Here is a 25,524-nt window from a genome sequence, read left to right as displayed (position 1 = left end):
GGCACTGATGAGCGACACGACCCCCCGGGCCGGGATGCAGTTCGGACTCATGTCCGTGAGCGACATCACGCGCGACCCCACGACCGGACACACGCCGAGCGAGGCGGAGCGCATCCGCGACGTCGTGACGATCGCCAAGCACGCGGAGGACGCGGGGCTCGACGTGTTCGCGATCGGAGAGCACCACAATCCGCCGTTCTTCTCGTCCTCGCCCACGACGACGCTCGCCTACATCGCGGCGCAGACCGAGCGCCTCGTCGTCTCGACCTCGACGACGCTCATCACGACGAACGACCCCGTGCGCATCGCCGAGGACTACGCGATGCTGCAGCACCTCTCGGGCGGGCGCATGGACCTCATGATGGGCCGCGGCAACACCGGCCCCGTCTACCCGTGGTTCGGCAAGGACATCCGTCAGGGACTGCCCCTCGCGATCGAGAGCTACAACCTGCTCCACCGGCTGTGGTCGGAGGACGTCGTCGACTGGCAGGGCAAGTTCCGCACGCCGCTTCAGGGATTCACCTCGACGCCGCGTCCCCTCGACGACGTCGCGCCCTTCGTCTGGCACGGCTCCATCCGCACCCCCGAGATCGCCGAGCAGGCCGCCTACTACGGCGACGGCTTCTTCGCGAACAACATCTTCTGGCCCAAGGAGCACTACCAGCGGCTCATCGACCTGTACCGCCAGCGCTACGCCCACTACGGACACGGGGCCCCGGAGGAGGCGATCGTCGGCCTCGGCGGCCAGGTCTTCATCGCGAAGAGCTCGCAGGACGCGGTCGATCGGTTCCGCCCGTACTTCGACGCGGCCCCCGTCTACGGCAACGGGCCCTCGATGGAGGACTTCACGGAGATGACGCCCCTGACGGTGGGCTCGCCGCAGCAGGTGATCGACCGCTACGCGTCGATGCGCGACACGTTCGGCGACTACCAGCGCCAGCTGTTCCTGACCGATCACGCGGGGCTCCCGCTCAAGACGGTGCTCGAGCAGATCGACTTCCTGGGCGCCGACGTCGTGCCCGTGCTCCGCGAGGAGCTCGCCCGCAACCGGCCGGCGAACGTCCCGGACGCCCCGACGCACGCGGCGCGCGTGAGGGCGAAGTACGGCGACGCCGAGCCGCGGCAGCCGCGGCCCAACGCGAACCGGGGCGACAACGTCACGGGCGGCTCGCCCTACCAGGACACCGACGGCGCGGCGTCCGCGCCGGGCTCGGCGTTCGGCGCGGCGGCCGGCAGGGGCGACGGGCGATGACGGCCAGGCGCCTCGTCGTCGTCTCGGCGGGGCTCTCCGATCCCTCCTCCACGCGGCTGCTCGCCGATCGCCTGACGAAGGCCGTCGTCGACGACCTGGCGTCCCGCGGGGTCGAGACGGAGGTCTCCGTGTTCGAGCTGCGCGACCACGCGCACGACATCGTGAACGACATGCTCACGGGCTTCGCGCCGAGGCCGCTCGCGGAGGTCATGGAACGGGTGGCGTCCGCCGACGGGCTCATCGCGGTGACGCCGATCTTCTCGACGTCGTACTCGGGGCTCTTCAAGTCGTTCGTCGACGTGCTCGACCGCGACGCGATCGAGGGCACGCCCGTGCTGCTCGGCGCGACGGCGGGGACGGCGCGGCATTCCCTCGCGATCGACTACGCCATCCGCCCGATGTTCACGTACCTGCACGCCGAGCCCGTCTCGACGGGGGTGTTCGCGGCGTCCGACGACTGGGGGCAGGGCGCGGACGCCGTCGCCCCGTTGCAGAAGCGCGTCGACCGCGGGGCGCGAGAGCTGGCGGACGCGATCGCCGGCCGCGGCGAGCGCCGAAGGGCCGACCCGTACGACCCCGAGACCTATCTCGGCGGCGGCTCCTCCTTCGAGTCCCTCCTCGGCGACGGCTGACCGACGCCTTCGGACGACGTCATCACGGTCCGACAGGGGAGCCGGGTCGATTCCGCCATTCGGACGGCGCCGTCGGCGCCGAGCCGCTCAGCCCGTGACCGGGAGCACGCGGTCCGCGAACACGAGCTCCGCGGCTCCGACGAGCATGAGGGACGAACGCAGCTTCGACCGCTCGAGACGCACGGATCGCGTCTCCCCGCCCACCGGATGGACGCGGACCGCATCGGTCAGGCGCTCCCTGCTCACGGAGAGCAGGTTGCCGAGATAGCCGGACAGGACGACCATGTCGGGGCTGAAGAGGTTCACGAAGTCCGTGAGCGCCTCGGACAGCAGCTCGGCCTGGCGCGACACCTCGGCCAGGAGCGCCGGGTCGCGCGAGAGGCCGAGGGCGATGTCCAGCTCGTCCTCGTCGATGTGCGTGCGGGCGAGGTGCGGGAGCAGGCGCTGCAGGCTGACCTCGGCCTCGAGGCAGCCCCGGCGTCCGCAGTGGCAGCGGGCGCCGTTCCTGTCGACGACGGTGTGGCCGAGCTCGCCCGCGAAGCCCTCCGTGCCGTTCAGCACCTCCCCGCCGATGATCACCCCGCCGCCGATCCCGGCCGACGTGCCGTTGGCGAAGACGATGTTGCGCACTCCTCGCCCCGCGCCGAACACCGATTCGCCCCGGGCGCCCACGCTCGCGTCGTTCGCGGCGATGACGTACCGCCCGAGGCTCTTCGAGAGGGCCTCGGCGATGCTCTCGTCGCGCCAGCCCAGGTGCGGCGCGAGCAGCACCCTGCCCGTGCGGGAGCGGACGAGGCCGGGCACGGCCACGCCGACGCCGACGATCCTGTGGTCGCGCTCGAGGTCCGCGCTCATCCCGTCGACGATCGAGCGGACGACGCGCACGGTCTCGCGCGCCGACGCCGGGGCGGGCGTGTCGTAGCGCACGCGACGCAGGACGCCCCCGCCCAGGCCGACGACGGCGACGGTGATCGCGTCGGACTCCGGATGCACCGCCACCGCGGCCACCTCCGGGTTCGCCTCGACGAGCACGCCGGGGCGTCCGACGCGGCCGGACCCTCCCCGCGCCGGTCCGTCGCGGATGAGACCCATCTCCATGAGCTCCGCCGTCAGCACCGTCATCGTCGACCGCGTGAGGCCGGTGCGCCGCACCAGCTCGGCGCGCGAGTGCGGGCCGTCGTGATGGAGGATGCCGAGCACGGTCGACAGGTTCCGCTGACGCACGTGCGCGTTCGTGGACGCGGCGGCGGGCTGGAGGGCTCCGCCGGCCCGCTCATCCGTCATGGTCGGCTGCGCCACGGTCGCTGTCCTCGGAGCGGTGGGGGAGGGGTCGCACAGCAGATGCTAACGCGCGGCGCCTCGACGCTTGTTGAAGATGTCGAACGCGACGGCCAGCAGCAGGACGAGCCCCTTGATGGTCATCTGCCATGCGGCGTCGACCGAGAGGATCGAGAGCCCCATGTTGAGCACGCCCATCACGAGGCCGCCGATGACCGCGCCGATGACGGTGCCGATGCCGCCCGTGACCGCCGCCCCTCCGATGAACACCGCCGCGATCGCGTCGAGCTCGAAGCTCTGCCCGGCGCTCGCGACCGCGCTTCCGGCGCGGGCCGTGCTCACGACGCCCGCGAGGCCTGCCAGCAGCCCCATGTTCACGAAGATGAAGAAGTCCACCCAGCGGGTGTTCACCCCGCTCATCCCGGCGGCGAAGCGGTTGCCGCCCATGGCGTAGATCCTCCGCCCGAACACCGTGCGGTTCAGGACGAAGGTGTAGACGAGGATGAGCACGGCCAGGATCAGCAGGATGATCGGCGTGCCGCTGTAGCCGGCGAGCAGCCACGCGAGCAGCAGGATCGCGACGCCCGCGACGGCGGTCTTCCCCCAGAACGTCAGGTCGCCCTCGCGGGGCAGCTCGAGCCGGCGCAGGGTCGCGCGCGTGCGCGCCTGCCGCGCCACGAGGCCGGCGACCGCCAGCGCCCCGATCACGAGCGTCAGCACGTCGCGGCCGCCGGCGATCTCGCCGAGCGCCGGCGGGAGCCAGCCCGCCCCGATCGCGGTGAAGTCGCGCGGCAGGCCGCCGATGGTGCCTCCCGTGAGCAGGACGAGGGTCAGCCCCCGGAAGAGGAGCATCCCCGCGAGCGTCACGATGAAGGCGGGGATGCCGACGAAGGCGACCCAGAACCCCTGCCAGGCGCCGATCAGCGCTCCGACCGCGAGCCCGAGGAGCACGGCGACCCATGAGGGCAGGGCCCAGTGCACGATCGCGATCGCCGTCACCGCTCCGACCATCGCGACGACGGAGCCGACCGACAGGTCGATGTGGCCCGCGATGATGACCATGACCATGCCGATCGCGAGGATGAGCACGTAGGCGTTCTGCTGGATGAGGTTGTTGACGTTGCCGGGCATGAGCAGCCGGCCGTCGGTCAGCGCCTGGAACAGCGCGACGATGACCACGAGCGCGGCGAGCAGGCCGTACTGGCGCAGGCTGATGGTGATCTTCGGGAGCTTCCGGCGCGCGGATGCGGATGCGTTGCTCACGGTGGTCAGTTCCTTCCGGCGGTCATGTAGTGCATGAGGGTCTCCTGGGTGGCGTCCGCGCGGGCGACCTCGCCCGTGATGCGCCCCTCGGAGATGGCGTAGATGCGATCCGAGAGGCCGATGACCTCGGGCAGCTCCGAGGAGATGACGACGATCGCCTTCCCCTGCGCCGCGAGCTCGTTGATGATGCCGTAGATCTCGTACTTCGCGCCCACGTCGATGCCTCGCGTGGGCTCGTCGAGGATGAGCACGTCGGGGCCCGCGAAGATCCACTTGCTCAGGACGACCTTCTGCTGGTTGCCGCCCGAGAGCTCGCCCGCGAGGGAGGCGACGGTGGGCGCCTTGATGTTCATCTTCTGGCGATAGCTCTCGGCGACCTTGTACTCGCGGTGGGGATCGATGACGCCGAACCGCGCGAGACGCGCGAGGGCGGCCGCCGAGACGTTCACGGTGATGTCCCCGATGAGGTTGAGCCCGTAGCGCTTGCGGTCCTCGGTCGCGTACGCGAGGCCGTTGCGGATGGCCTCCCGCACGGTGCGGAGCTGGATCTCGCGGCCGTTCTTGTACGCCCGGCCGCTGATGTTCGTGCCGTACGAGCGGCCGAAGACGCTCATCGCGAGCTCCGTGCGGCCCGCGCCCATCAGACCGGCGAAGCCGACGATCTCGCCCGCCCGCACGACGAAGCTCGCGTCCTCGACGACGGCCCGCCCGGGATCGAGGGGATGGTGGACCGTCCAGTTCTCGACGCGGAACAGCTCGTCGCCGATCCGCGGCTCCCTGGGCGGGAACATCCTGTGCAGGTCGCGGCCGACCATCGCCCGGATGACCCGCGCCTCGGTCGCCTCCTCCCTCGGCATCGACTCGATCGTCCTGCCGTCGCGGATCACGGTGATGGTGTCGGCGATCCGGATCACCTCCCTGAGCTTGTGGGAGATGACGATGCAGGTGATGCCCTGGGCGCGCAGCTGATCGATGAGATCGAGCAGGTGGCCGGAGTCCTCGTCGTTGAGCGCGGCGGTCGGCTCGTCGAGGATGAGGAGCTTGACGCGCTTCGACAGGGCCTTCGCGATCTCCACGAGCTGCTGCTTGCCGACGCCGAGCTCGGAGATGCGCGTCGCGGGGTTCTCGTCGAGGCCCACGCGCTCCAGGAGCTTCGCCGCCTCCCGATTGGTGCTGTTCCAGTCGATGACGCCGCGGGTGGCGACCTCGTTCCCGAGGAAGATGTTCTCCGCCACGGACAGGTGCGGGCTCAGGGCCAGCTCCTGATGGATGATGACGATGCCCTCGGCCTCGCTGTCGTTGATGCTCCTGAACGCCGCGGGGCGGCCCTCGAACTCGATCGTGCCGGCGAAGCTCCCGACGGGGTGCACGCCGCTGAGCACCTTCATGAGCGTCGACTTCCCCGCGCCGTTCTCGCCGCAGACGGCGTGGACCTCGCCGCGCCGCACGTCGAGCGAGACGCCGTCGAGCGCCCTGACTCCGCTGAACTCCTTCGTGATGTCGACCATCCGGAGGATGAGGTCGTCGCTCATCCGTCCTCCTTCGTTGCGTCGTTGCTGCCGTGACAGGGGGCGCCGGCATCCCGCGGTCGGCGCGGGATGCCGGCCGTCGCCTCAGAGGCCGAGATCGTCGGCGTCGATGAAGCCGGAGTCGACGAGCTTGCTCTCGACGTCGTCGGCCACGACCACCTCCGGCTCGAGCAGGTACGAGGGCACGACCTTCACCCCGTTGTCGTAGGTCTCGGTGTCGTTGATCTCGGGCTCCTCGCCGGCGTCGATCGACTGGATCATCTCGAACACCTGGTTGCCGAGGGCCCGCGTGTCCTTCCACACGGTCATCGCCTGCTCTCCCGCGAGGATGGCCTGGACGTTGGCGACGTCGGCGTCCTGTCCGGTGACGATCGGCCAGTCCTCGCCCACCGTGTAGCCGGCGGAGCGGAGGGACGCCTCGATGCCGAGCGCCAGGCTGTCGTTCGGCGACAGCACGACGTCGACGCGCTCGCCGCCCGTGTAGAAGGAGGTGAGCCGGTTGTCCATCTCCGCCTGAGCGTCGTCGGACGCCCAGCCCGGGATCCCGATGCTCGCCCATCCCGCCGAGCTCGAGGGCGCGCGGCCGCTGGGCACGACGAGCTGACCGCCCTCGACGTACGGCAGCAGCAGATCCCACGCTCCGCCGAAGAAGAACGCGGCGTTGTTGTCGTCGGGGCTGCCGGCGAACGGCTCGAGGTTGAAGGGCCCCTCGCCGTCGTCGAGGCCGAGCTGGTCGATGATGAACTGTCCCTGCAGCTGGCCGACCTGGTAGTTGTCGAAGGTCGCGTAGTAGTCGACGTTCTCGCTGCCGTTGATGAGCCGGTCGTAGGCGATCACCGTGGCCTCCTGCCCCGCGGCCTCCTCGAGGACCGGTCCCAGCGCCTCCCCGTCGATCGCGGCGATGACGAGGATCTTGGCGCCGCCGGCGATCTGGTTCTGGATCTGGCTGATCTGCTGGTTGACCTGGTTGTCCGCGTACTGCAGGTCCGTCGTGCATCCGGCGTCGTCGAGCAGGGCCTTGAGCTGCTCTCCGTCGTTGATCCAGCGTTCGAGCGAGCGGGTGGGCATCGAGATGCCGACGTTGCAGTCGGCGAGAGCGTCGTCTCCGCCGTCTCCGCCGCCGGACGCGCAGGAGACGAGGCCGAGCGCGAGCGCCGCGCTCGCCCCGAGCGCGAGGAGCTTCTTGTTCGTCATGGTGGTGCGTTTCCTCTCTGAAATGCGCGTGACGAACCGGCGGCGACGTCGCGCCGCCGGTCGGAGGGGCCCGCCGCCTTCCGCGCCTCCACTGGCGCCGGAGACGGGGCGCCACCCCGTCGTTCACGCTCTCACCGGTCGCCGGCTTATTGTGCCGACGCCGCGAACATATCGCAGCCGCTATTTGTTCTCTACTCAAACAAATAACGAATTGGTCTCGGTCCGGCCGCGACGCGCGCCGTGACGGCGGCGCCCGCCGTGCGGGCGTCGCGGTAGTGGCCGACGAGCTGCGCCGTGAGCGCGGCCCACGTGCGGGAGCGGACGCGCGCGTGCGCCGCGGCGCCGAACGAGCGCCGCTTGGACTCGTCGCCGAGGAGGTCCGTCACGCGACCGCGCAGATCGCCGAGGTCGCCGGGGCGGTAGAGCCAGCCGTCCACGCTGCTCCGCACGAGGTCGACGGGGCCGCCGCGACCCGTCGCGACGACGGGGACGCCGCTCGCGAGCGCCTCCTGCACCGTCTGGCAGAACGTCTCGCTCTCGCCCGGGTGCACGAAGACGTCGAAGCTCGCGAGCGCCTCCGCGAGGTCGGCGCCGCCGAGGAAGCCGGTGAACACGGCGCCGGGCAGCAGGCGCTCGAGCCGCGCTCGCTCGGGGCCGTCGCCGACGATGACGAGCCGCGCCCCGGGGATGTCGCTCACCGCGCGGAGGTCCTCGACCTGCTTCTCGGGGGCGAGCCTCCCGACGTAGCCGACGATCCGCTCGCCGGGAGCGACCCGCGCCCGCCAGCTCTCGGAACGTCTCGCGGGGGAGAAGCGCTCGGCGTCGACGCCGCGCCCCCAGCGCCGGAGACGGCCGACGCCGAGGCCCTCGAGCTGTGCCTGCGCGGCCGACGAGGGGACGAGGGTGAGAGTGGAGCGCCTGTGCAGGCGCGCGACGTGGGCCGCCGCGACCGACGCCGCACCCGGCACGCCGTACCGCTCGGTGTAGGAGACGACGTCGGTCTGATAGACCGCGACCGTCGGGACGCGCAGGGCGTCGGCGGTCACGGCGGCCTGCCAGCCCAGGACGAACGGCGACGCGAGGTGCACGACGTCCGGCTCGAAGCCCTCGAGGATCCGGCGCACGCGCCGGGCGGGGGCGAGCGCGATGCGCACATCGGGGTAGGAGGGGAGTGGGAAGGAGGGGACGAGCGTCGTGCGCCCCTCCGCGGCGTCCGGCCTCCGGCGAGCCGTGCCCGGCGCGACGACGAGCGTCTCGTGCCCCGCCGCCTCGAGATGGCGCACCACCTGGAGGACGGAGTTCGTGACCCCGTTCATGTGGGGGAGGAAGGATTCGGCGAAGAGCGCGACTCTCACGACTCCAGGGTGGCGGCGGCGCGACCGCGGCGGATGCCCGCCGGACGCCCGTTCCCGCGATGTTCACCGGATGTCCGGACGCGTTCAGCGGGGCGCCATCTGTCGGGCCCCGGGCGCCCGCACCGGACGCCCGCGCGATGTCAGGCGGTTCCGAGGGCGACGCTGATAGGGTGGGGTGGGCCGCGCGGACGTGCGGCCCGCAACTCAACACGACATGGAGCAGGCTGGCAGGAAGCTGGTCCCCTGAAGTGGTCTCCCGGGCGCGCGGCGCCCGGTGGATTTCTCCTGGTGGCCAGCGCAGGTGAGCGCGAGGCCTCGGTTCCGGCCATGCGGCCTATATCTGCCTGTTCCCGCTCCTTCGCATGAACCTCGCCCGTCACACGGGCGGACGAGGCTAAACAAAGAAGGAGAGACCTCTTGGAAGGTCCTGAAATCACCGCCGCCGAGGCCGTTCTCGACAACGGCCGCTACGGCACCCGCACAATCCGCTTCGAGACGGGCCGTCTCGCGCAGCAGGCGCAGGGCGCCGTCGCCGCGTACCTCGACGAGGAGACGATGCTGCTCTCCGCGACGAGCGCGTCGAAGAACCCCCGCGAGGGCTTCGACTTCTTCCCGCTGACGGTCGACGTCGAGGAGCGCTCGTACGCCGCCGGGAAGATCCCCGGCTCGTTCTTCCGCCGGGAGGGCCGCCCCTCCACCGAGGCCATCCTCGTGTGCCGCCTCATCGACCGTCCGCTGCGCCCGTCGTTCGTCGACGGCCTCCGCAACGAGATCCAGATCGTCGTCACGGTGCTCTCGATCGCGCCGGGCGAGTTCTACGACGCCCTCGCGATCAACGCCGCATCGGCGTCGACGCAGATCTCGGGCCTGCCCTTCTCCGGCCCCATCGCCGGCGTGCGCCTCGCCCTCATCCCCGGCCAGGCCGGGAACGACGACCAGTGGGTCGCGTTCCCCAACGCCGAGCTGCTCGAGTCGGCCGTCTTCGACCTCATCGTCGCGGGCCGCGTCGTCCAGGGGGCCGACGGCTCCGAGGACGTCGCGATCATGATGGTCGAGGCCGAGGCCACGGAGGCGAGCTGGAACCTCGTCAAGGCCGGCGCGACCAAGCCCAACGAGGAGATCGTCGCCCAGGGCCTCGAGGCCTCCAAGCCGTTCATCAAGCAGCTCGTCGCGGCGCAGGCCGAGATGGCCGCGAAGTCGTCGAAGGCCCCGCTGGAGTTCCCGGTCTTCCCGCCGTACAGCCAGGAGACCTACGACTTCGTCGCCGCGGCGGCGCAGGACGACCTGGAGAAGGTCTACCGGATCGCCGACAAGCAGGAGCGCCAGAGCGCGGACGACGAGGTCAAGGCCCGCGTCAAGGCCGCCCTCGTGGAGAGGACGGAGGCCGGAGATCTTCCCGCCGCCGCCCCGCTCGAGTTCGGCGCGGCGTACAAGTCGGTCACGAAGAAGATCGTCCGCGGGCGCATCCTCGCCGAGGGCGTCCGCATGGACGGCCGCGGTCTCGCGGACATCCGCCCGCTCGACGCCGAGGTGCAGGTCATCCCGCGCGTGCACGGGTCGGCGATCTTCCAGCGCGGCGAGACCCAGATCCTGGGCGTCACCACGCTGAACATGCTCAAGATGGAGCAGCAGATCGACTCGCTCTCGCCGGTGACGCACAAGCGCTACCTGCACCACTACAACTTCCCGCCGTACTCGACCGGCGAGACCGGCCGCGTGGGAAGCCCCAAGCGTCGCGAGATCGGCCACGGCTTCCTGGCCGAGCGCGCGCTCGCGCCCGTGCTCCCCAGCCGCGAGGAGTTCCCCTACGCCATCCGTCAGGTGTCCGAGGCCCTCGGGTCGAACGGCTCCACCTCGATGGGCTCGGTCTGCGCGTCGACGCTGTCGCTGCTCAGCGCCGGCGTGCCGCTGCGCGCTCCCGTCGCGGGCATCGCGATGGGTCTCGTCTCCGACGAGGTCGACGGCCAGACCCGCTACGCGGCGCTGACCGACATCCTGGGCGCCGAGGACGCGCTCGGCGACATGGACTTCAAGGTGGCGGGGACGAGCGAGTTCGTCACGGCGATCCAGCTCGACACCAAGCTCGACGGCATCCCCTCGGAGGTGCTCGCCGGTGCGCTGACCCAGGCGAAGGACGCGCGTCTGCGCATCCTCGAGGTCCTGAACGCCGCGATCGACGCCCCCGACGAGATGGCTCCCACGGCTCCGCGCGTCATCAGCGTGCAGATCCCGGTCGACAAGATCGGCGAGCTCATCGGCCCCAAGGGCAAGACGATCAACTCCATCCAGGACGAGACGGGCGCCCAGATCTCGATCGAGGACGACGGCACCGTGTACATCGGCGCGGTCGACGGGCCCTCGGCCGAGGCCGCCCGCGCCTCGGTCAACGCGATCGCCAACCCGACCAACCCGGAGATCGGCGACCAGTTCCTCGGCACCGCGGTCAACATCGCCAAGTTCGGCGTGTTCGTCTCGCTGCTCCCGGGCAAGGACGGCCTGCTGCACGTCACCGAGCTGCGCAAGCTCAACGGCGGCAAGCGCGTCGAGGCCATCGAGGACGTCGTGAGCGTGGGTCAGAAGATCCTCGTGCGCATCTCGAAGGTCGACGACCGCGGAAAGCTGTCGCTCGAGATCGTCGACGAGGACGCGGCCCCGGCCGTCGAGACGTCCGACGAGGTTCCCGTCGACGCCTGATCCGACGGCTCGCGCAACGGCCCGGTCGCACATCGTGCGGCCGGGCCGTTGCGCGTCCGCGGGAGCCCGTGGCCGCGCCCGTGATGAAAGAGTTATCGCGGCCTCCGCCGTGCACCGTCCGTCATCCGCTTCAATGGGACCTCGGGGGACGCGGGTCTTCGTCGCACCCTCGGCGAGGAGCGACATGGATGCAGGTTCACCGCGCGAGCGGCCCGATGCCTCGCCCGTCCGCGACCTCGACGAGGCCGCCCGCCTCGCGTCGGCGGCGGCGCCGACGCAGGCGATCCGCATCGGCGCCGATCGTCATCCGTCGGCGCCGCTTCCCGCCGTCGGCCCCGGCGTCGGCGCGGGGGTGCGTGCGCCCCTCGGCGGCTCCGGGATCGACGTCTTCCCGCTCATGCTCGGGGGCGCGGAGTTCGGCTGGAACATCGACCGGGCGGCCGCGTTCGCCGTGCTCGACCACTACGCGGAGCTCGGCGGCAACGCGCTGCACACGGCCGACAGCTTCGGCGCCGGCCGCAGCGAGCTCATCCTCGGGCAGTGGGCGGCGTCGCGCGGCGTGCGAGACGACATCGTGCTCGCGGTGCGCGTCGGAGGGCACCCCGACAACCCGGGGCTCGGCTCGGTGAACCTCGTCCGCGCGGTCGAGGCCTCGCTCGAGCGCCTCGCGACCGACCGCATGGACGTGCTCTACCTGGACGCGTCGAGCTCGCCGCCCGGCTCGCTCGAGGACGCGCTCGCCACGGCCGAGTGGCTCGTCGAGACGGGGAAGGTCCGCGCCGTGGGGGCTTACGGCCTCGCGGCGGATCAGCTCGTCGAGGCGCGCATCCTCTCCTCGGCGGGCTATCCCCGGCTCGAGGCGATCGACATCCCCTACAGCCTCATGCGCCGCGCCGACTACGAGGGCGACCTGCGCTTCGTCGCGGGGGCCCAGGGGCTCGCCGTCACGCCGTCGCATGCGCTCGGGCACGGCTTCCTCTCCGGGGTCCACCGCTCGCGTCTCGGCATCGGCCACTCGGTGCGCGCCGAGCAGCTGTCGAAGCTCATGAACCGCCGCGGGACGAAGGTGCTGAGAGCGCTCGACACGGTCGCGGCCGAGCTGGAGCTGCCCCATGCCGCCGTCGCGATCGCCTGGCTGCTGGCGCAGCGCGGGGTGGTCGCGCCGATCGTCAACGCCTTCACCCCGGCGCACGTCGACGAGCTGATGCGGGGAGTGGGCGTGCTCCTCGGGCGGGCGCATCGCGCGGAGCTGGCCAGGGCCGCCGACTGAGCGGACGCACCGCGTAGCAGAGTTCCGCCGTCGGCGTAACCGCCTCGGAATCGCGCTCGCCGGTGTCATAGGGTGGACGGGCCCGCGCGGTCCGCCCATGCGGCGACACGGACCGGCCGCGCGAGACGGGAGCGGGAGTGACGCACTACATCTACCTCGTCCGGCACGGTGAGCATCAATACGCCGAGCACGGGCTCGAGGACGGTCCGCTCTCGGCGCGCGGCGAGCGGCAGGCGTCGCTCCTCGCCGACAGGCTGTCCGGCGTGCCGTTCGACGACGTCTGGCACTCGCCCCTCGTCCGTGCGGCCGAGACGGCCCGGATCATCGCCGAGCGGATGCCCGCGGTCGAGCCGGTGCCGCACGCCCTGCTGTTCGACTGCGTCCCGACCGGCATGACCGATGAGACGCCCGCGGTGTTCGAGTCGTTCTTCGGCGGAATCACCGACGAGCAGATCGAGGCGGGCAAGGCGCAGATGGCCGACGCGGTGAACCAGTTCCTCGTGCGCAGGAACGGCGACGTCCACGAGCTGCTCATCACGCACAACTTCGTGATCGCCTGGCTCGTGCGCGAGGTCCTCGGCGCCCCCGACTGGCGCTGGATGACCCTGAACCAGGCGAACTGCGGTCTCACGATCATCTCGCAGCGCCAGGGGCGGCCGTGGAACCTCGTCGCCTACAACGACCTCGCGCACCTGCCGTTCGAGCTGCGCACGGGGCTCCCCGAGACGAGCCCCGTCTGAGGCGGCGGGAGCGGCGCGCCTAGGATGGACGCATGACGACACGCGTGGCCCTTGTCGGCGGCACCGGCAAGCTCGGCGGCATCATCCGCGGGGTCGTCGACGACCTCGACGGCTTCGAGGTCACGGCCGTGCTCGGCTCCCGCAGCGACCTCTCGGAGCTGGACGGGGCGGGTCTCGTGATCGACGCCTCCACGCCCGCCGTGAGCATCGACGTCGTGCGCGCCGCGGCCGCGCGCGGCGTCAACGTGCTCGTCGGCACGAGCGGATGGTCGTCGGAGCGCCTCGCCCTCGTGCGCCCGCTCATCGCCGCCGCCGGCACGGGTGCCGTGTTCATCCCGAACTTCTCGCTCGGCTCCGTGCTGGGCACGGCGCTCGCCGCGGCGGCGGCGCCGTTCTTCCCGTTCGCCGAGATCGTCGAGGCGCATCGCGACACGAAGATCGACTCGCCCAGCGGCACGGCGGTGCGCACGGCCGAGCTCATCGCGGCCGCCCGCGCGACACCCGTCGAGGCGCCCCACGTCGACCAGCGTGCGCGCGGCCAGCAGGTCGCGAGCGTCCCGGTCCACTCCCTCCGGCGCCCCGGCGTCATCGCGCGCCAGGAGGCGATCCTCTCCGGGGCCGGCGAGTCGCTCTCCTTCGTGCACGACACGGTCGACTCCGCCGCCGCGTACACGCCGGGCATCCGCATCGCGGTCGCCCACGCCGCTCGTGCACGGGGCGTCGTGGTGGGCCTGGAGAGCTTCATCGACATCGGCATCGGAGTCCCTGCGGCGGCCGTCGCACAGCCGTCCGACGACGCCCTGGCGCGGGCCGAGACCGCGGCCGGATCATGAGGACCCGCGTCGGCGTCGTCGTGATGGCGGCCCTCCTCCTCCTCTACATCGTCGTCGTCGGGCAGAAGGCGGTGGCCGCGCTCGGCATCGGCATCTCCACGCGCCAGCCGGTGCTCGTCGTCATGGGCGCCGCGATGATCGTGCTCCCGCTCATCGCCCTCTGGGGGCTCGGCCGGGAGCTGTGGTTCGGGTGGCGCGCGGAGCGGCTCGCCCGCCGTCTCGAGCACGAGGGCGGGCTCCCGACCGACGTCGTCGGCGCCTCGCCGACCGGCAGGATCACGCGCGCGGACGGCGACGCCCTGTTCCCGAAGTACCGTGCGCAGGTCGAGCGGGACGAGGGCGACTGGCGTGCGTGGTACCGCCTGAGCCTCGCCTACTCCGCCGCCGGCGACACCCGGCGCGCCCGTGGAGCCGTCCGCGAGGCCATCCGGCTCGAGGGCGCGGAGTCGACCGCGGAGGCCGCGCGCTGATCCGCGCTCAGGGCGCGGGGACGACTGCGGCGATCGCCGTCTCGACGGACTTCTGCGCGAACGCGTAGCCCGACCCCTGCAGCACCGCCGGCACGACGTCGGCGTCGGACAGCAGCATGGCGTCGGCGAAGTCGCGGCCGAGCAGGGCGCGGACGCCCCACGCGGGAGCCGGGAGCCAGAACGGGCGCCGGAGCCGGCGGGCGAGCGCGCGGACGAACCCGCTCGCGGTGACGGGGGCCGGGCCGGCGAGGTTCACCGGGCCCGTGAGGCGATGCTCGAGGACGTGCCGGACGGCGCCGACGGCGTCGTCGAGCGAGATCCAGGCCCAGACCTGGTCTCCCGGGCCGAGAGGGCCGGCGGCGCCGAGCCGCGCGAGGGGGATGAGGGGCTTCAGCACCGCGCCGGGATGGACGACGGGCGCCGTGCGCAGCGAGGCGACGCGGTCGCCGGCCTCCCGGGCGGCCTCCTCCCAGTCCCGGCAGAGCTCTGCCAGGAAGCCGTCGCCCGGTCCGGCGTCCTCCGCGAGCCGGCGTCCCGGTGCCGAGCCGTAGATGCCGGCCGCGCTCGCGGAGACGAACAGGGGAGGCTCCTCGAGCTGGCGGATCGCGCGGGCGAGGACGCGCGTCGGCGTCAGCCGCGAGGCGCGGAGCTCCCTGCGGTACCCCGGCGTCCAGGGCAGACGCCCGACGCTCGCCCCGCAGAGGTTCACGACCGCGTCGGCACCGGCCAGGACGGCGGGGTCGATGCTCGGCGCGTCGAGCCAGCGCACCTCGTCCGGGGCGGAGGGCGCTCTGCGGACCAGCCGCGTCACGTCGACGCCCGAGGCGCGCAGGTCGTCGACGAGCGCGCGTCCGATGAGGCCGGATGAGCCGGCCACGACGACGCGGGACAGGGTCGAGCCCGTCATCGGCGTCACGCGAGCACGGCCTCGAGGGAGATCTCGACCCCCGCGAGCGCTTGCGAGACCGGGCAGCCGGTCTTGGCGTCCTCCGCGATCCGCTGGAACGCCCCGGCGCCGAGGCCCGGGACGACCGCGCTGACGTTGAGGTGGCTGCCCGTGATCCCGGTGCCGGGCTTGAACGTGACCGACGCCGTGGCGTCGATCCTCTCCGGCGGGGTGCCGTTCCGGGCGAGGGCGCTCGAGAGCGCCATGCTGAAGCAGGACGCATGCGCCGCGGCGATGAGCTCCTCGGGCGTGGTCGTGCCGGCGGACCCCTCGCTGCGCGCCTTCCAGTCGACGGGGAACGCCCCGACGCCCGAGGAGAACGAGACGGTGCCCGATCCCTCGAGGAGGGGGCCGGTCCAGACGGTGCTGGCCTCGCTGGTGACGGTCATGTCGGTCCTCCGTGCGATTCGCGGTGGGGCGGTCAGCGGTCAGCCTATCCGCGGCGTCCGACGCACGGAACGGGCTTGCGCGGGGCGGATCCGCGTCATATTCGGCCTTCCGGCGCCCCGGCGGCCCTGCCGGTCGTATCATCGCCTCGATGTCTCCTCTCCTCGCTCTCGTCCTCCTCGTCGCGATCGTCCTCGTCGCGACGGTGGTCGGCGTGCTGCTGCGGCGCGGGGACGGACGGGCTCGCACGGTCCGCGCGGGCGCCCTGACACCGGACCAGCTCGCGCTCCCGCCGAGCGCCTTCGGCGAGCGGGCGACCATCGTGCAGTTCAGCACGGAGCTGTGCGCGAAGTGCCCCGCGACGCGGCGCCTCCTGGCCGGCATCGCCGGCGGTCGCGACGGCGTCGTGCACGTCGACGTCGACCTCACGCACCGGCCGGACCTCGCGCAGCGCTTCCACGTGCTGCAGACCCCCACCACGCTCATGCTCGACGAGCACGGCGTCCCGCGTGCCCGCATCGCCGGGGCGCCCGCACGCTCCACGGTCGCGGACGAGCTGGACCGCATCGAAGGGACCATCCATGCCTGAGAGCCCGTCGCCCGCCGGCATCGACCCGCGCAGCCCACGGTTCGCGGCGTCGATCACGAGCGTGCTCCTCCTCGTCGCGACCTTCCTGTCGTTCGTCGGCGTCTCGCCCGCGGCCGGGCAGGCGTCGCTCGCGCAGCGTGCCGCCGACCCGGGCTTCGTGGCCGTCCTCGTCGTCGCGCTGCTCTTCCTCTGGGGCGTCGTATCGCCGGGGACCGCGCCGTGGGGCGTGCTGTTCCGCAGGTCCGTCCGCCCGCGGCTGCAGCCGCCCGCCGAGCTCGAGGACCCGCGTCCGCCGCGCTTCGCGCAGGGCGTCGGCCTGCTCGTGACCGGCGTCGGCCTCCTGCTCCACCTCGCCGGCGTGCCCTGGGCGCTTCCCGTCGCGGCGGCCGCGGCGTTCGTCGCGGCGTTCCTCAACGGCGCCTTCGGGTACTGCCTCGGCTGCCAGATCTATCTCCTGCTCCAGCGCGCGGGGATCGTCGGCCGGCAGCGAGCCGCCTGAGCCGTCCGGGGCGTTCGCGGACTAGCCTGGACACCATGACCGGCGCCATCCCGACACCCTACGAAGACCTGCTGCGCGACGTGCTCGCGAACGGCGTGCACAAGGACGATCGCACGGGCACGGGCACGACGAGCGTCTTCGGGCGGCAGCTGCGATACGACCTCGCGCAGGGCTTCCCGCTCATCACCACGAAGCGCGTGCACGTCAAGTCGGTCGTGTACGAGCTGCTCTGGTTCCTGCGCGGCGAGTCCAACGTGCGCTGGCTGCAGGAGCACGGCGTGTCGATCTGGGACGAGTGGGCCGACGAGGACGGCGAGCTCGGCCCCGTCTACGGCGTGCAGTGGCGCTCGTGGCCGACGCCCACGGGCGAGGGCATCGATCAGATCGCCAAGGTCGTCTCCCAGCTCCAGACGAATCCCGACAGCCGCCGTCACATCGTGACGGCCTGGAACCCGGCGGAGGTCGACGACATGGCCCTGCCGCCGTGCCATGCGCTGTTCCAGTTCTACGTCGCGGACGGCAGGCTCAGCTGCCAGCTCTACCAGCGCAGCGCCGACCTCTTCCTCGGCGTGCCGTTCAACATCGCCTCCTACGCGCTGCTGACCCTCATGGTGGCGCAGCAGACGGGCCTCGAGCCCGGGGAGTTCGTCTGGACGGGCGGCGACTGCCACATCTACGACAACCACCGCGAGCAGGTCGCCGAGCAGCTCTCGCGAGACCCCTTCCCGTACCCGTCGCTCCGCCTCGCGCGGAAGCCCGCCTCGATCTTCGACTACTCCTACGAGGACGTCGAGGTCGTGGACTACCGGCACCACCCGGCCATCCGCGCGGCCGTCGCGGTCTGACCCGTGACGATCCGCTCGATCTGGGCGCAGTCCCGCACGCGCGCCATCGGCGGCGACGGCGGCATGCTGTGGCAGCTGCCCGAGGACACGGCGTTCTTCAAACGCGCCACGACGGGGCTCCCCGTCGTGATGGGACGGAAGACCTGGCTGTCGTTCCCCGAGCGGTTCCGGCCGCTGCCGGATCGTCCCAACATCGTCGTGACGAGGGACGAGGCCTTCCGGGCCGACGGCGTGATCGTCGTCCACACCCTCGAGGACGGGCTGCGCGCCGCGGCGGCGATCGACGACGAGGTCTGGGTCATCGGAGGCGCCGAAATCTACCGGCAGGCGATGGGCGTCGCCGACGAGCTGTGGGTGACCGAGGTCGACACCGACGCGGAGGGCGACGCCTACGCCCCCGAGATCGGGGACGAGTGGGAGGTCGTGCGCTCCGACCCCGCCGATCGCGACGCATGGCTCACGAGCCGCACCGGCACGCGCTACCGGTTCCTCGTGTACCGCCGCGCTGCCGCCTGACGCGTCGTGGGCGGAGCGCCCTCCGAGACGATAGCCTTGACTCCATGACGCACACGGGGAATCCCTTCGGACAGGTTCTCGTCGCGCTCGTCACCCCCATGACGGCCGACGGCGAGGTCGACTGGCCCGGCGTCGAGAAGCACATCGACGCGTGCATCCGGCAGGGCGCCGACGGCATCGTCGTCACCGGCACGACGGGGGAGACCTCGACCCTCACCGACGCCGAGAAGCTGCGGCTCGTCGAGGTCGGCAAGGACGTCTCCGCGGGACGCGCGAAGATCATCACGGGCGGCGGCTCGAACGAGACGGCGCATGCCATCGCCCTCTACCAGAAGAGCGAGAAGGCGGGCGCGGACGGCATCATGATCGTCACGCCGTACTACAACAAGCCGACGCAGGCCGGGATCCTCACGCACTTCCGCCTCATCGCCGACTCGACCGACCTCCCGGTCATCCTCTACGACATCCCCGGCCGCACGGGCGTGCCGATCCGGTACGAGACCATCCTGCGTCTCGCCAAGCACCCGAACATCCTCGCCGTGAAGGACGCCAAGGGCGACCTCAGCGAGGTCAGCCGCGTCCTGAACCAGACCGATCTGCTGTACTTCTCGGGCGACGACGCGAACGCGCTGCCCGAGCTCGCGATCGGCGCGACGGGCCTCATCGGCGTGACGGCGAACATCGTCTCCGGCCCGTACCGCACGATCGTCGACGCGGTGAACCGCGGCGATCTCGCGGCGGCCACCGCGCAGCACAAGAAGCTCGAGCCCCTCGTGCGCGCCGTCATGACGCACGTCCCCGGCACGGTCGCGGCCAAGTACGTCCTGCACGGCCTCGGCCGCATCTCCAGCCCCCGCGTGCGCCTGCCGCTCGTGGGCCCGGAGGAGTGGGAGGCCGCGATCATCGAGGACGAGCTGGCGCTCGTGAAGGGCGTCGACGGCGTCGACTTCTCCAACTTCCGCCCCGACCGCAACGCGGCCGCCGGCGGCGCGCTGCCCAAGGTGCCCGGCGCGACGCGCTGACGCTTCCGCAGCGGCGCCGGCCGCTGTGACAACACCGAACAACGACGAACCGGATGCCGGAGGGCATCCCGGAAGGCGGACGATGTCCATACCGGTTTTCGATCCAGCCGATCTCGCTCCCGGAGCCCTGCGGGTCACTCCGCTCGGCGGTCTCGGCGAGGTGGGTCGCAACATGACGACCTACGAGATCGACGGCAAGATCCTCATCATCGACTGCGGCGTGCTCTTCCCCGAGGAGCATCAGCCGGGGGTCGACCTCATCCTCCCCGACATGGAGCCGCTGCGCGGACGGCTCGGCGACGTCGTGGGCGTCGTGCTCACGCACGGGCATGAGGACCACATCGGCGCCGTGCCCTATCTGCTCAAGCTGCGCGCCGACATCCCGATCATCGGGTCCGCGCTCACGCTCGCGCTGACGGCCGCGAAGCTCAAGGAGCACCGCATCACGCCCGTCGCGCAGGTCGTGAAGGAGGGCGAGCGCCGCGAGGTCGGGCCCTTCGACCTCGAGTTCGTCGCCGTGAACCACTCCATCCCCGACGCGCTCGCGGTCGCGGTGCGCACCGATGCCGGCCTCGTGCTGCACACGGGCGACTTCAAGATGGACCAGCTCCCCCTCGACGGCAGGATCACCGATCTGCGCGCCTTCGCGCGCCTGGGAGAGGAGGGCGTCGACCTCTTCCTGCCGGACTCGACGAACGCCGACGTCCCGGGGTTCACGCCCCTCGAGCGCGACATCGGCCCGGTCCTCGACCAGGTCATCTCCAAGACCGCGGGCCGCGTCATCGTCGCGAGCTTCTCGAGCCACGTCCACCGCGTCCAGCAGGTGCTCGACGCGGCCGCGACGAACGGCCGCCGTGTCGCGCTGCTCGGCCGGAGCATGGTGCGGAACATGACCATCGCCGCCGACCTCGGCTACCTCGACGTGCCGGACGGGGTGCTCGTCGACTACAAGAAGGCGCGCGACATCCCCGACGACGAGATCGTGTACATGTCGACGGGATCGCAGGGCGAGCCGATGGCCGTCCTCAGCCGCATGGCGAACCTCGACCACGAGATCGAGCCGGGCGAGGGCGACACCGTCATCCTCGCGTCGAGCCTCATCCCGGGCAACGAGAACGCCGTCTACCGCGTGATCGACGGCCTCACGAGGCTCGGCGCGAACGTCGTGCACAAGGCGAACGCCAAGGTGCACGTCTCGGGCCACGCCGCGGCGGGCGAGCTGCTGTACTGCTACAACATCCTGAAGCCGCGCAACGTGCTCCCCGTGCACGGGGAGTACCGGCACCTCATGGCGAGCGCCAAGCTCGCTCAGGACACGGGGGTCGACCCCGCGCGCACGATCATCGGCGCGAACGGCACCGTGCTCGACCTGAAGGACGGCGTCGCGCGCGTCGCCGGCCAGCTCGACCTGGGCTTTGTCTACGTCGACGGCTCCACGGTCGGCGCGATCACCGACGCCGACCTCAAGGACCGTCGCGTCCTGGGCGAGGAGGGCTTCGTGTCCGTCATCGTCGTGGTCGACGCGCAGACGGGCAAGATCATCACGGGACCGGAGATCCACGCGCGGGGCATCGCCGAGGACGAGCGCGTCTTCGACAAGGTCAAGCCGAAGATCGTCGCCGCGCTGGAGGAGGCCGCGCAGAAGGGCGTCCGCGACAACCACGCGCTCTCGCAGACGGTGCGCCGTGCGACGGGACGCTGGGTCAACCAGGCGCTGCGCCGCCGTCCGATGATCGTCCCGCTCGTCATCGAGGCCTGAGGCCGCCCGCTCGTCTCCGGATCGGCGCGGAATCCCGCGCCGATCCGCGTCGTTCAGGGCGGATGTCGGTGCGGGGACGTACCGTGGAGGAATGCCACGAACGTCCGCCGCGCCCAAGAGCCAGGGAACGAAGAACACGCGCGCGGCCTCGAAGAAGGATGAGGCCGCGTCCGGCTCGCGCGCTCGGAAGAAGGCCGAGCCGGCGCCCCAGCGGTACGCCGACGACACCGAGAGGGACGGCCTCCTCGTGCGCGGCTGGAACGGGCTGGCGCGTGCCGTGGGCGGGCTCTTCCGGGCGTTCGGCCCCGAGGCGCTCGACAAGGACCAGCGCCGGGACGGCTTCCCGCTGCTGCTCGTGCTCCTCGCGGTCGTCGGCGCCGTGGTCGAGTGGTTCCTCATCCTCGACGAGGTCGCGGCGAACGTCAGCGCCTACACGTTCGGCGGGCTGATCGGACGCGCCGCCTTCGTCTTCCCCGTCCTCCTCCTGCTGCTGGCGGGATGGTTCTTCCGGCATCCGTCGTCGGTGAACGACAACGGCAGGGTCGGCATCGGCTTCGGGATGCTCACGATCACGATCGCCGGCTTCCTCCACATCGCCGGCGGGCGCCCCAAGCCGGTGCAGGGCATGCCGGCGCTGAGCGAGGCGGGCGGCCTGTTCGGCTGGCTCGTGGCCGAGGCGATGGCCTTCCTCATCACCGAGGTCGGCGCGTACATCGTGCTCTCGCTCCTCGCGATCCTCAGCGTGCTCATCATCACGAAGACGCCGCCGAACCGGATCGGGCAGCGCCTCGGCGAGCTCTACCTGTGGATGTTCGACGCGGAGCGCGCCGATCCCGGGGACGCGTCCGCGGGGGAGACGGCGCCCACGAAGGTGCTGGAGAAGGACGACGACGCCGAGAAGGACTCGGGCCTGCCGTGGTGGCGTCGCAACAAGTCGGGCCGCGAGGAGGATCCCGATGTCGTCGGCGAGCCGCAGGACCTCACCGATCTCCTCCCGAGCCAGTCCGACGGCGGCTACGACCAGGCCATCGTCACGGCGGAGGACACGCGTCCCGCGGCGGCCGACGCCGTGACCGAGGTGCTCACCGACTCGGTGCTCGCAGGCCTCCGCGGCACGGCCGACCTCGGCGAGAGCCGCACGGGCCTCGTCGGAGACGGCGAGGACCTCGACGGGGGAGAGGACGGGCTCCCGGGCTTCACGGGCTTCGGCACGGAGGGGCCGGGCGGCAGGGGGCCGCAGCCCCCCGCACAGCCGTACGTGCTGCCGTCGCCGGCGTCGCTCGCGGCCGGCCCGCCCGCCGTGGCCCGCTCGGAGGCGAACGACCGCGTCGTCGCGCAGATCACGAACGTCTTCGAGCAGTTCAAGGTGGACGCGACCGTCACCGGCTTCTCGCGAGGCCCGACCGTCACGCAGTACGAGATCGAGCTGGGCCCCGGCGTCAAGGTCGAGAAGATCACGCAGCTCTCGAACAACATCTCCTACGCGGTGGCCTCGAACGACGTGCGCATCCTCGCGCCGATCCCCGGCAAGAGCGCGATCGGCGTCGAGATCCCCAACGCCGACCGCGAGACGGTCGCGCTGGGCGACGTCCTGCGCTCCGCGGCGGCGCACAAGTCGACCCACCCCCTCACCATCGGGGTCGGGAAGGACGTCGGCGGCGGCTTCGTCGTCGCGAACCTCGCGAAGATGCCCCACCTGCTCGTGGCGGGATCGACGGGCTCCGGCAAGTCGAGCTTCGTGAACTCGATGATCACGAGCCTGCTCATGCGCGCCAAGCCGAGCGAGGTACGGATGGTGCTCATCGACCCGAAGCGGGTCGAGCTCACGAACTACGCGGGGGTGCCGCACCTCATCACCCCCATCATCACGAACGCGAAGAAGGCCGCCGAGGCCCTCCAGTGGGTCGTGAAGGAGATGGACATGCGGTACGACGACCTCGCGTCGTTCGGATTCCGCCACATCGACGACTTCAACAGGGCCGTCGTCGCGGGCGAGGTCGACCTGCCGGCCGGCAGCGAGCGCGTGCTCAAGCCGTATCCGTACCTGCTCGTCGTGGTCGACGAGCTCGCAGATCTCATGATGGTGGCCCCTCGCGACGTCGAGGACTCCATCGTCCGCATCACCCAGCTCGCCCGCGCATCGGGCATCCACCTCGTTCTGGCGACGCAGCGTCCGTCCGTCGACGTCGTCACGGGGCTCATCAAGGCCAACGTGCCGTCGCGCCTCGCGTTCGCCGTGACGAGCGTCACCGACAGCCGCGTCATCCTCGACCAGCCGGGGGCGGACAAGCTCATCGGCCAGGGCGACGCGCTCTTCTCGCCCATGGGCTCCTCCAAGGCCCTGCGCGTGCAGGGCGCCTGGGTCACCGAGGACGAGATCGAGAAGGTCGTCGCGCACGTCACCGGTCAGGCGCGGCCGGAGTACCGCTCGGATGTCGCGGAGGCCCTCGAGGCGAAGAAGAAGGAGGTCGACGAGGACATCGGGGACGACCTCGAGCTCCTCCTCGCCGCCGCCGAGCTCATCGTCACGAGCCAGTTCGGCTCGACCTCGATGCTGCAGCGGAAGCTGCGCGTGGGCTTCGCCAAGGCCGGACGCCTCATGGACCTGCTGGAGTCGCGGGAGATCGTCGGCCCCTCCGAGGGATCGAAGGCCCGCGACGTGCTCGTGACGCCGGAGCAGCTGCCGGGCGTGCTCGCGAAGCTCAGGGGCGACGAGCCGCCGTCGGCTCCCGCGCCGGACGCTCCCTCCGCCGGTCCTGCGGCCGAGGACGACGAGGACGACCGCTACGCCGACGACCCGGTCGAGGCGCAGTTCGCCGGTCGCGACACGGTGGACGAGAGCGAGTCCGAGGACGCGTGGGGTCTGACGGGACGCGACGAGCCGCGATACTGACCGCCGGCGACCCTCTGACAGACTGAGCCGATGGCCATCCACCCGCAGCTGCCCAACGCGATCACCGTCGCGCGCATCCCGCTCGCGATCGTGTTCTTCGTTCTGCTGCTCGTCGCCGGCCCGCTCGGCGATCCGCATCCGGTCCTCCGCTGGGCGGTCGCCGTGCTCTTCATCGTCGGCATCTCCACCGACTGGGTCGACGGCTATCTCGCGCGCAGGTACGAGATCGTCAGCGACTTCGGGAAGCTCTGGGACCCCATCGCCGACAAGCTCCTCACGGGAGCGGCCTTCGTCGGGCTGGCGATCCTCGGCGAGGTGTGGTGGTGGATGGTCGTCCTCATCCTCGTGCGGGAGTGGGGCATCACCGTCCACCGGCTGATCGTGTCCAGCCGGCACGTCGTCGCCGCGGCGTGGATGGGCAAGGTGAAGACGGCGTTCCAGGGCGTGGCGCTCTCCTGGGCGCTGCTCCCGCTGCACAGCCTCATCGGGCTCGAGGCATGGGCCACGGTGACCCTCGTGCTCATGTGGATCGTCGTCGTCCTCACGGTCGCGAGCGGCATCGACTACATCGTCGCGCAGGTGCGCGGCGCTCGGGGCGGGACCCCGTGAGCGCGACGCGGCGAGAGACGGCCGCGGTCGCGACCGAGCTCCTCCGCCGGTTGAGCGCGCGCAACTGGAGCCTGGGGACGGCGGAGTCGCTCACGGGCGGGCTCCTGGCGTCGGCGATCGTGGAGATCCCCGGCTCGTCCCAGCGCATGCGCGGGGGCGTCGTCGCCTACGACACGGCGATCAAGCACTCTGTCCTGGGAGTCGACGGCGACCTGCTCGCCGAGCACGGCGCCGTGCATCCCGAGGTCGCCCGGCAGATGGCCGAGGGCGTGCGACGGCTGCTCGCCCTCGGCGACGAGGACGCCCAGGTGGGCGTCTCGACGACGGGGATCGCCGGGCCGGACTCGCCGGACGGGCAGCCCGTCGGAACCGTTCACGTCGCCGTCGCGACGCCGGAGGGGGTCGCGACCACGTCGCACGAGTTCGACGGGGACCGGGCGTCGGTGCGCGCGCAGGCCGTGCTGGCGGCGCTCGACCTCGCCGTCTCGCGGCTCTGAGCGGGTTTCCGGCACGTAACTCTTCGTGGTTTCCTCGCCTTCGTCCAGGAGGCGGGATTAAATTGATGTCATCGGTGTTGTACTCTGGTGCACCCGGCGGGTGATCGGGCGTGAGGGCGGTTCGGAGTGAGGAGGGGAATGTCATGATCCTGGTTCGTCAAGAGATCGGCGATGTGCTGCGCGGCTTCCGCCAGCAGAAGGGCCAGACCCTCCGGCAGGTGGCCAGCAAGGCGAGTGTCGCGCTCGGATACCTCAGCGAGGTGGAGCGCGGGCAGAAGGAGGCCTCGAGCGAGATCCTCGCCTCGGTGGCCGACGCCCTCGACGTGCCCATCTCGACCATCTACCGCACGGTCGGAGACCGGATCGCCGTCCTCGAGGGCTCCCCGTTCCCCGACGTCGTCCCCGACGACCTCATCGCGGAAGTCGAGCCCGAGCTGTCGCTGCGCTGAGCG

At 71.5% G+C, this 25,524-nt stretch carries 24 protein-coding genes; 17 read left to right on the top strand and 7 right to left on the bottom strand.

Annotation, left to right across the window (positions count from 1 at the left end):
- Positions 1-34 precede the first annotated feature (34 nt).
- Both N8K70_RS11730 and N8K70_RS11725 read left to right on the top strand, forming a co-directional pair.
- Positions 35-1,252 carry an LLM class flavin-dependent oxidoreductase gene (locus N8K70_RS11730; RefSeq protein WP_394357835.1) on the top strand — a complete coding sequence of 406 codons (1,218 nt, stop codon included), beginning with the start codon at positions 35-37 and terminating at the stop codon, positions 1,250-1,252.
- A complete protein-coding gene (locus tag N8K70_RS11725; RefSeq protein ID WP_317138521.1) occupies positions 1,249-1,884 on the top strand; it encodes an FMN reductase in 636 nt (211 codons plus the stop codon). The genes N8K70_RS11730 and N8K70_RS11725 overlap by 4 nt, the downstream gene beginning before the upstream one ends.
- Positions 1,885-1,971: 87 nt before the next feature.
- Here the strand turns inward: N8K70_RS11725 and N8K70_RS11720 are convergent, their stop codons facing one another.
- From N8K70_RS11720 to N8K70_RS11700, 5 genes are all read right to left on the bottom strand, one after another.
- Complete coding sequence (locus N8K70_RS11720) at positions 1,972-3,183, bottom strand: ROK family transcriptional regulator (protein ID WP_317138520.1); 1,212 nt, start codon at positions 3,181-3,183, stop codon at positions 1,972-1,974.
- Between the two features lie 45 nt (positions 3,184-3,228).
- Positions 3,229-4,425: a multiple monosaccharide ABC transporter permease gene (mmsB, locus tag N8K70_RS11715; protein ID WP_317138519.1), complete on the bottom strand. Its 1,197-nt coding sequence runs from the start codon at positions 4,423-4,425 to the stop codon at positions 3,229-3,231.
- Between the two features lie 5 nt (positions 4,426-4,430).
- A complete protein-coding gene (gene mmsA, locus N8K70_RS11710) occupies positions 4,431-5,957 on the bottom strand; it encodes a multiple monosaccharide ABC transporter ATP-binding protein (RefSeq protein WP_317138518.1) in 1,527 nt (508 codons plus the stop codon).
- Between the two features lie 81 nt (positions 5,958-6,038).
- Entirely contained in the window at positions 6,039-7,148 is a 1,110-nt protein-coding gene (chvE, locus tag N8K70_RS11705) for a multiple monosaccharide ABC transporter substrate-binding protein (RefSeq protein WP_317138517.1), read from the bottom strand.
- Between the two features lie 191 nt (positions 7,149-7,339).
- Entirely contained in the window at positions 7,340-8,503 is a 1,164-nt protein-coding gene (locus N8K70_RS11700) for a glycosyltransferase family 4 protein (RefSeq protein ID WP_317138516.1), read from the bottom strand.
- Positions 8,504-8,920: 417 nt separating this feature from the next.
- On the opposite strand from N8K70_RS11700, the gene N8K70_RS11695 reads away from it, so the two are divergent.
- The 5 genes from N8K70_RS11695 (at position 8,921) to N8K70_RS11675 (ending at position 14,510) form a co-directional block, all read left to right on the top strand.
- Positions 8,921-11,197 (top strand): polyribonucleotide nucleotidyltransferase, encoded by a 2,277-nt coding sequence (locus N8K70_RS11695; RefSeq protein WP_317138515.1) that lies wholly within the window; start codon positions 8,921-8,923, stop codon positions 11,195-11,197.
- A gap of 184 nt (positions 11,198-11,381) precedes the next feature.
- On the top strand, positions 11,382-12,467 hold the full coding sequence (locus N8K70_RS11690) for an aldo/keto reductase (protein WP_317138514.1): 1,086 nt from the start codon (positions 11,382-11,384) through the stop codon (positions 12,465-12,467).
- Positions 12,468-12,604: 137 nt separating this feature from the next.
- Positions 12,605-13,207: a histidine phosphatase family protein gene (locus N8K70_RS11685; RefSeq protein WP_317138513.1), complete on the top strand. Its 603-nt coding sequence runs from the start codon at positions 12,605-12,607 to the stop codon at positions 13,205-13,207.
- Positions 13,208-13,239: 32 nt separating this feature from the next.
- Positions 13,240-14,040, top strand: coding sequence for a 4-hydroxy-tetrahydrodipicolinate reductase (locus tag N8K70_RS11680; RefSeq protein WP_317138512.1), 801 nt, complete (start codon positions 13,240-13,242; stop codon positions 14,038-14,040).
- The gene (locus N8K70_RS11675) at positions 14,037-14,510 is read left to right on the top strand and encodes a tetratricopeptide repeat protein (RefSeq protein WP_317138511.1); all 474 of its coding nucleotides are present in this window, start codon (positions 14,037-14,039) and stop codon (positions 14,508-14,510) included. The genes N8K70_RS11680 and N8K70_RS11675 overlap by 4 nt, the downstream gene beginning before the upstream one ends.
- A gap of 7 nt (positions 14,511-14,517) precedes the next feature.
- Here N8K70_RS11675 and N8K70_RS11670 read toward each other — a convergent pair whose 3' ends face one another.
- Together N8K70_RS11670 and N8K70_RS11665 are read right to left on the bottom strand one after the other, a co-directional pair.
- Positions 14,518-15,417, bottom strand: a complete 900-nt coding sequence (locus N8K70_RS11670; protein ID WP_317138510.1) for a TIGR01777 family oxidoreductase — start codon at positions 15,415-15,417, stop codon at positions 14,518-14,520.
- Positions 15,418-15,422: 5 nt separating this feature from the next.
- Positions 15,423-15,845, bottom strand: a complete 423-nt coding sequence (locus tag N8K70_RS11665; RefSeq protein ID WP_317138509.1) for an OsmC family peroxiredoxin — start codon at positions 15,843-15,845, stop codon at positions 15,423-15,425.
- Between the two features lie 149 nt (positions 15,846-15,994).
- On the opposite strand from N8K70_RS11665, the gene N8K70_RS11660 reads away from it, so the two are divergent.
- From N8K70_RS11660 to N8K70_RS11615, 10 genes are all read left to right on the top strand, one after another.
- A complete protein-coding gene (locus N8K70_RS11660) occupies positions 15,995-16,432 on the top strand; it encodes a thioredoxin family protein (RefSeq protein ID WP_317138508.1) in 438 nt (145 codons plus the stop codon).
- Positions 16,425-16,931 carry a DUF4395 domain-containing protein gene (locus tag N8K70_RS11655; RefSeq protein ID WP_317138507.1) on the top strand — a complete coding sequence of 169 codons (507 nt, stop codon included), beginning with the start codon at positions 16,425-16,427 and terminating at the stop codon, positions 16,929-16,931. Before N8K70_RS11660 ends, N8K70_RS11655 begins: the two co-directional genes overlap by 8 nt.
- A 35-nt stretch (positions 16,932-16,966) precedes the next feature.
- A complete protein-coding gene (locus N8K70_RS11650; protein ID WP_317138506.1) occupies positions 16,967-17,776 on the top strand; it encodes a thymidylate synthase in 810 nt (269 codons plus the stop codon).
- A 3-nt stretch (positions 17,777-17,779) separates the two neighbouring features.
- The gene (locus N8K70_RS11645) at positions 17,780-18,292 is read left to right on the top strand and encodes a dihydrofolate reductase (protein WP_317138505.1); all 513 of its coding nucleotides are present in this window, start codon (positions 17,780-17,782) and stop codon (positions 18,290-18,292) included.
- A gap of 44 nt (positions 18,293-18,336) precedes the next feature.
- Positions 18,337-19,314, top strand: a complete 978-nt coding sequence (gene dapA / locus N8K70_RS11640) for a 4-hydroxy-tetrahydrodipicolinate synthase (protein ID WP_317138504.1) — start codon at positions 18,337-18,339, stop codon at positions 19,312-19,314.
- 82 nt (positions 19,315-19,396) lie between these two features.
- Positions 19,397-21,073, top strand: coding sequence for a ribonuclease J (locus tag N8K70_RS11635; RefSeq protein ID WP_317138503.1), 1,677 nt, complete (start codon positions 19,397-19,399; stop codon positions 21,071-21,073).
- Between the two features lie 91 nt (positions 21,074-21,164).
- A complete protein-coding gene (locus N8K70_RS11630; RefSeq protein ID WP_317138502.1) occupies positions 21,165-23,966 on the top strand; it encodes an FtsK/SpoIIIE family DNA translocase in 2,802 nt (933 codons plus the stop codon).
- Positions 23,967-23,996: 30 nt separating this feature from the next.
- Positions 23,997-24,575, top strand: a complete 579-nt coding sequence (gene pgsA / locus N8K70_RS11625) for a CDP-diacylglycerol--glycerol-3-phosphate 3-phosphatidyltransferase (protein ID WP_317138501.1) — start codon at positions 23,997-23,999, stop codon at positions 24,573-24,575.
- Entirely contained in the window at positions 24,572-25,072 is a 501-nt protein-coding gene (locus N8K70_RS11620; RefSeq protein ID WP_317138500.1) for a CinA family protein, read from the top strand. Before pgsA ends, N8K70_RS11620 begins: the two co-directional genes overlap by 4 nt.
- A gap of 143 nt (positions 25,073-25,215) precedes the next feature.
- Positions 25,216-25,521: a helix-turn-helix domain-containing protein gene (locus N8K70_RS11615; protein WP_317138499.1), complete on the top strand. Its 306-nt coding sequence runs from the start codon at positions 25,216-25,218 to the stop codon at positions 25,519-25,521.
- Positions 25,522-25,524 lie beyond the last annotated feature (3 nt).

It is taken from the genome of Microbacterium sp. AB, from assembly GCF_032878875.1.
GTDB lineage: Bacteria > Actinomycetota > Actinomycetes > Actinomycetales > Microbacteriaceae > Microbacterium > Microbacterium betulae.
This window is presented reverse-complemented; position numbering and strand designations above follow the sequence as displayed.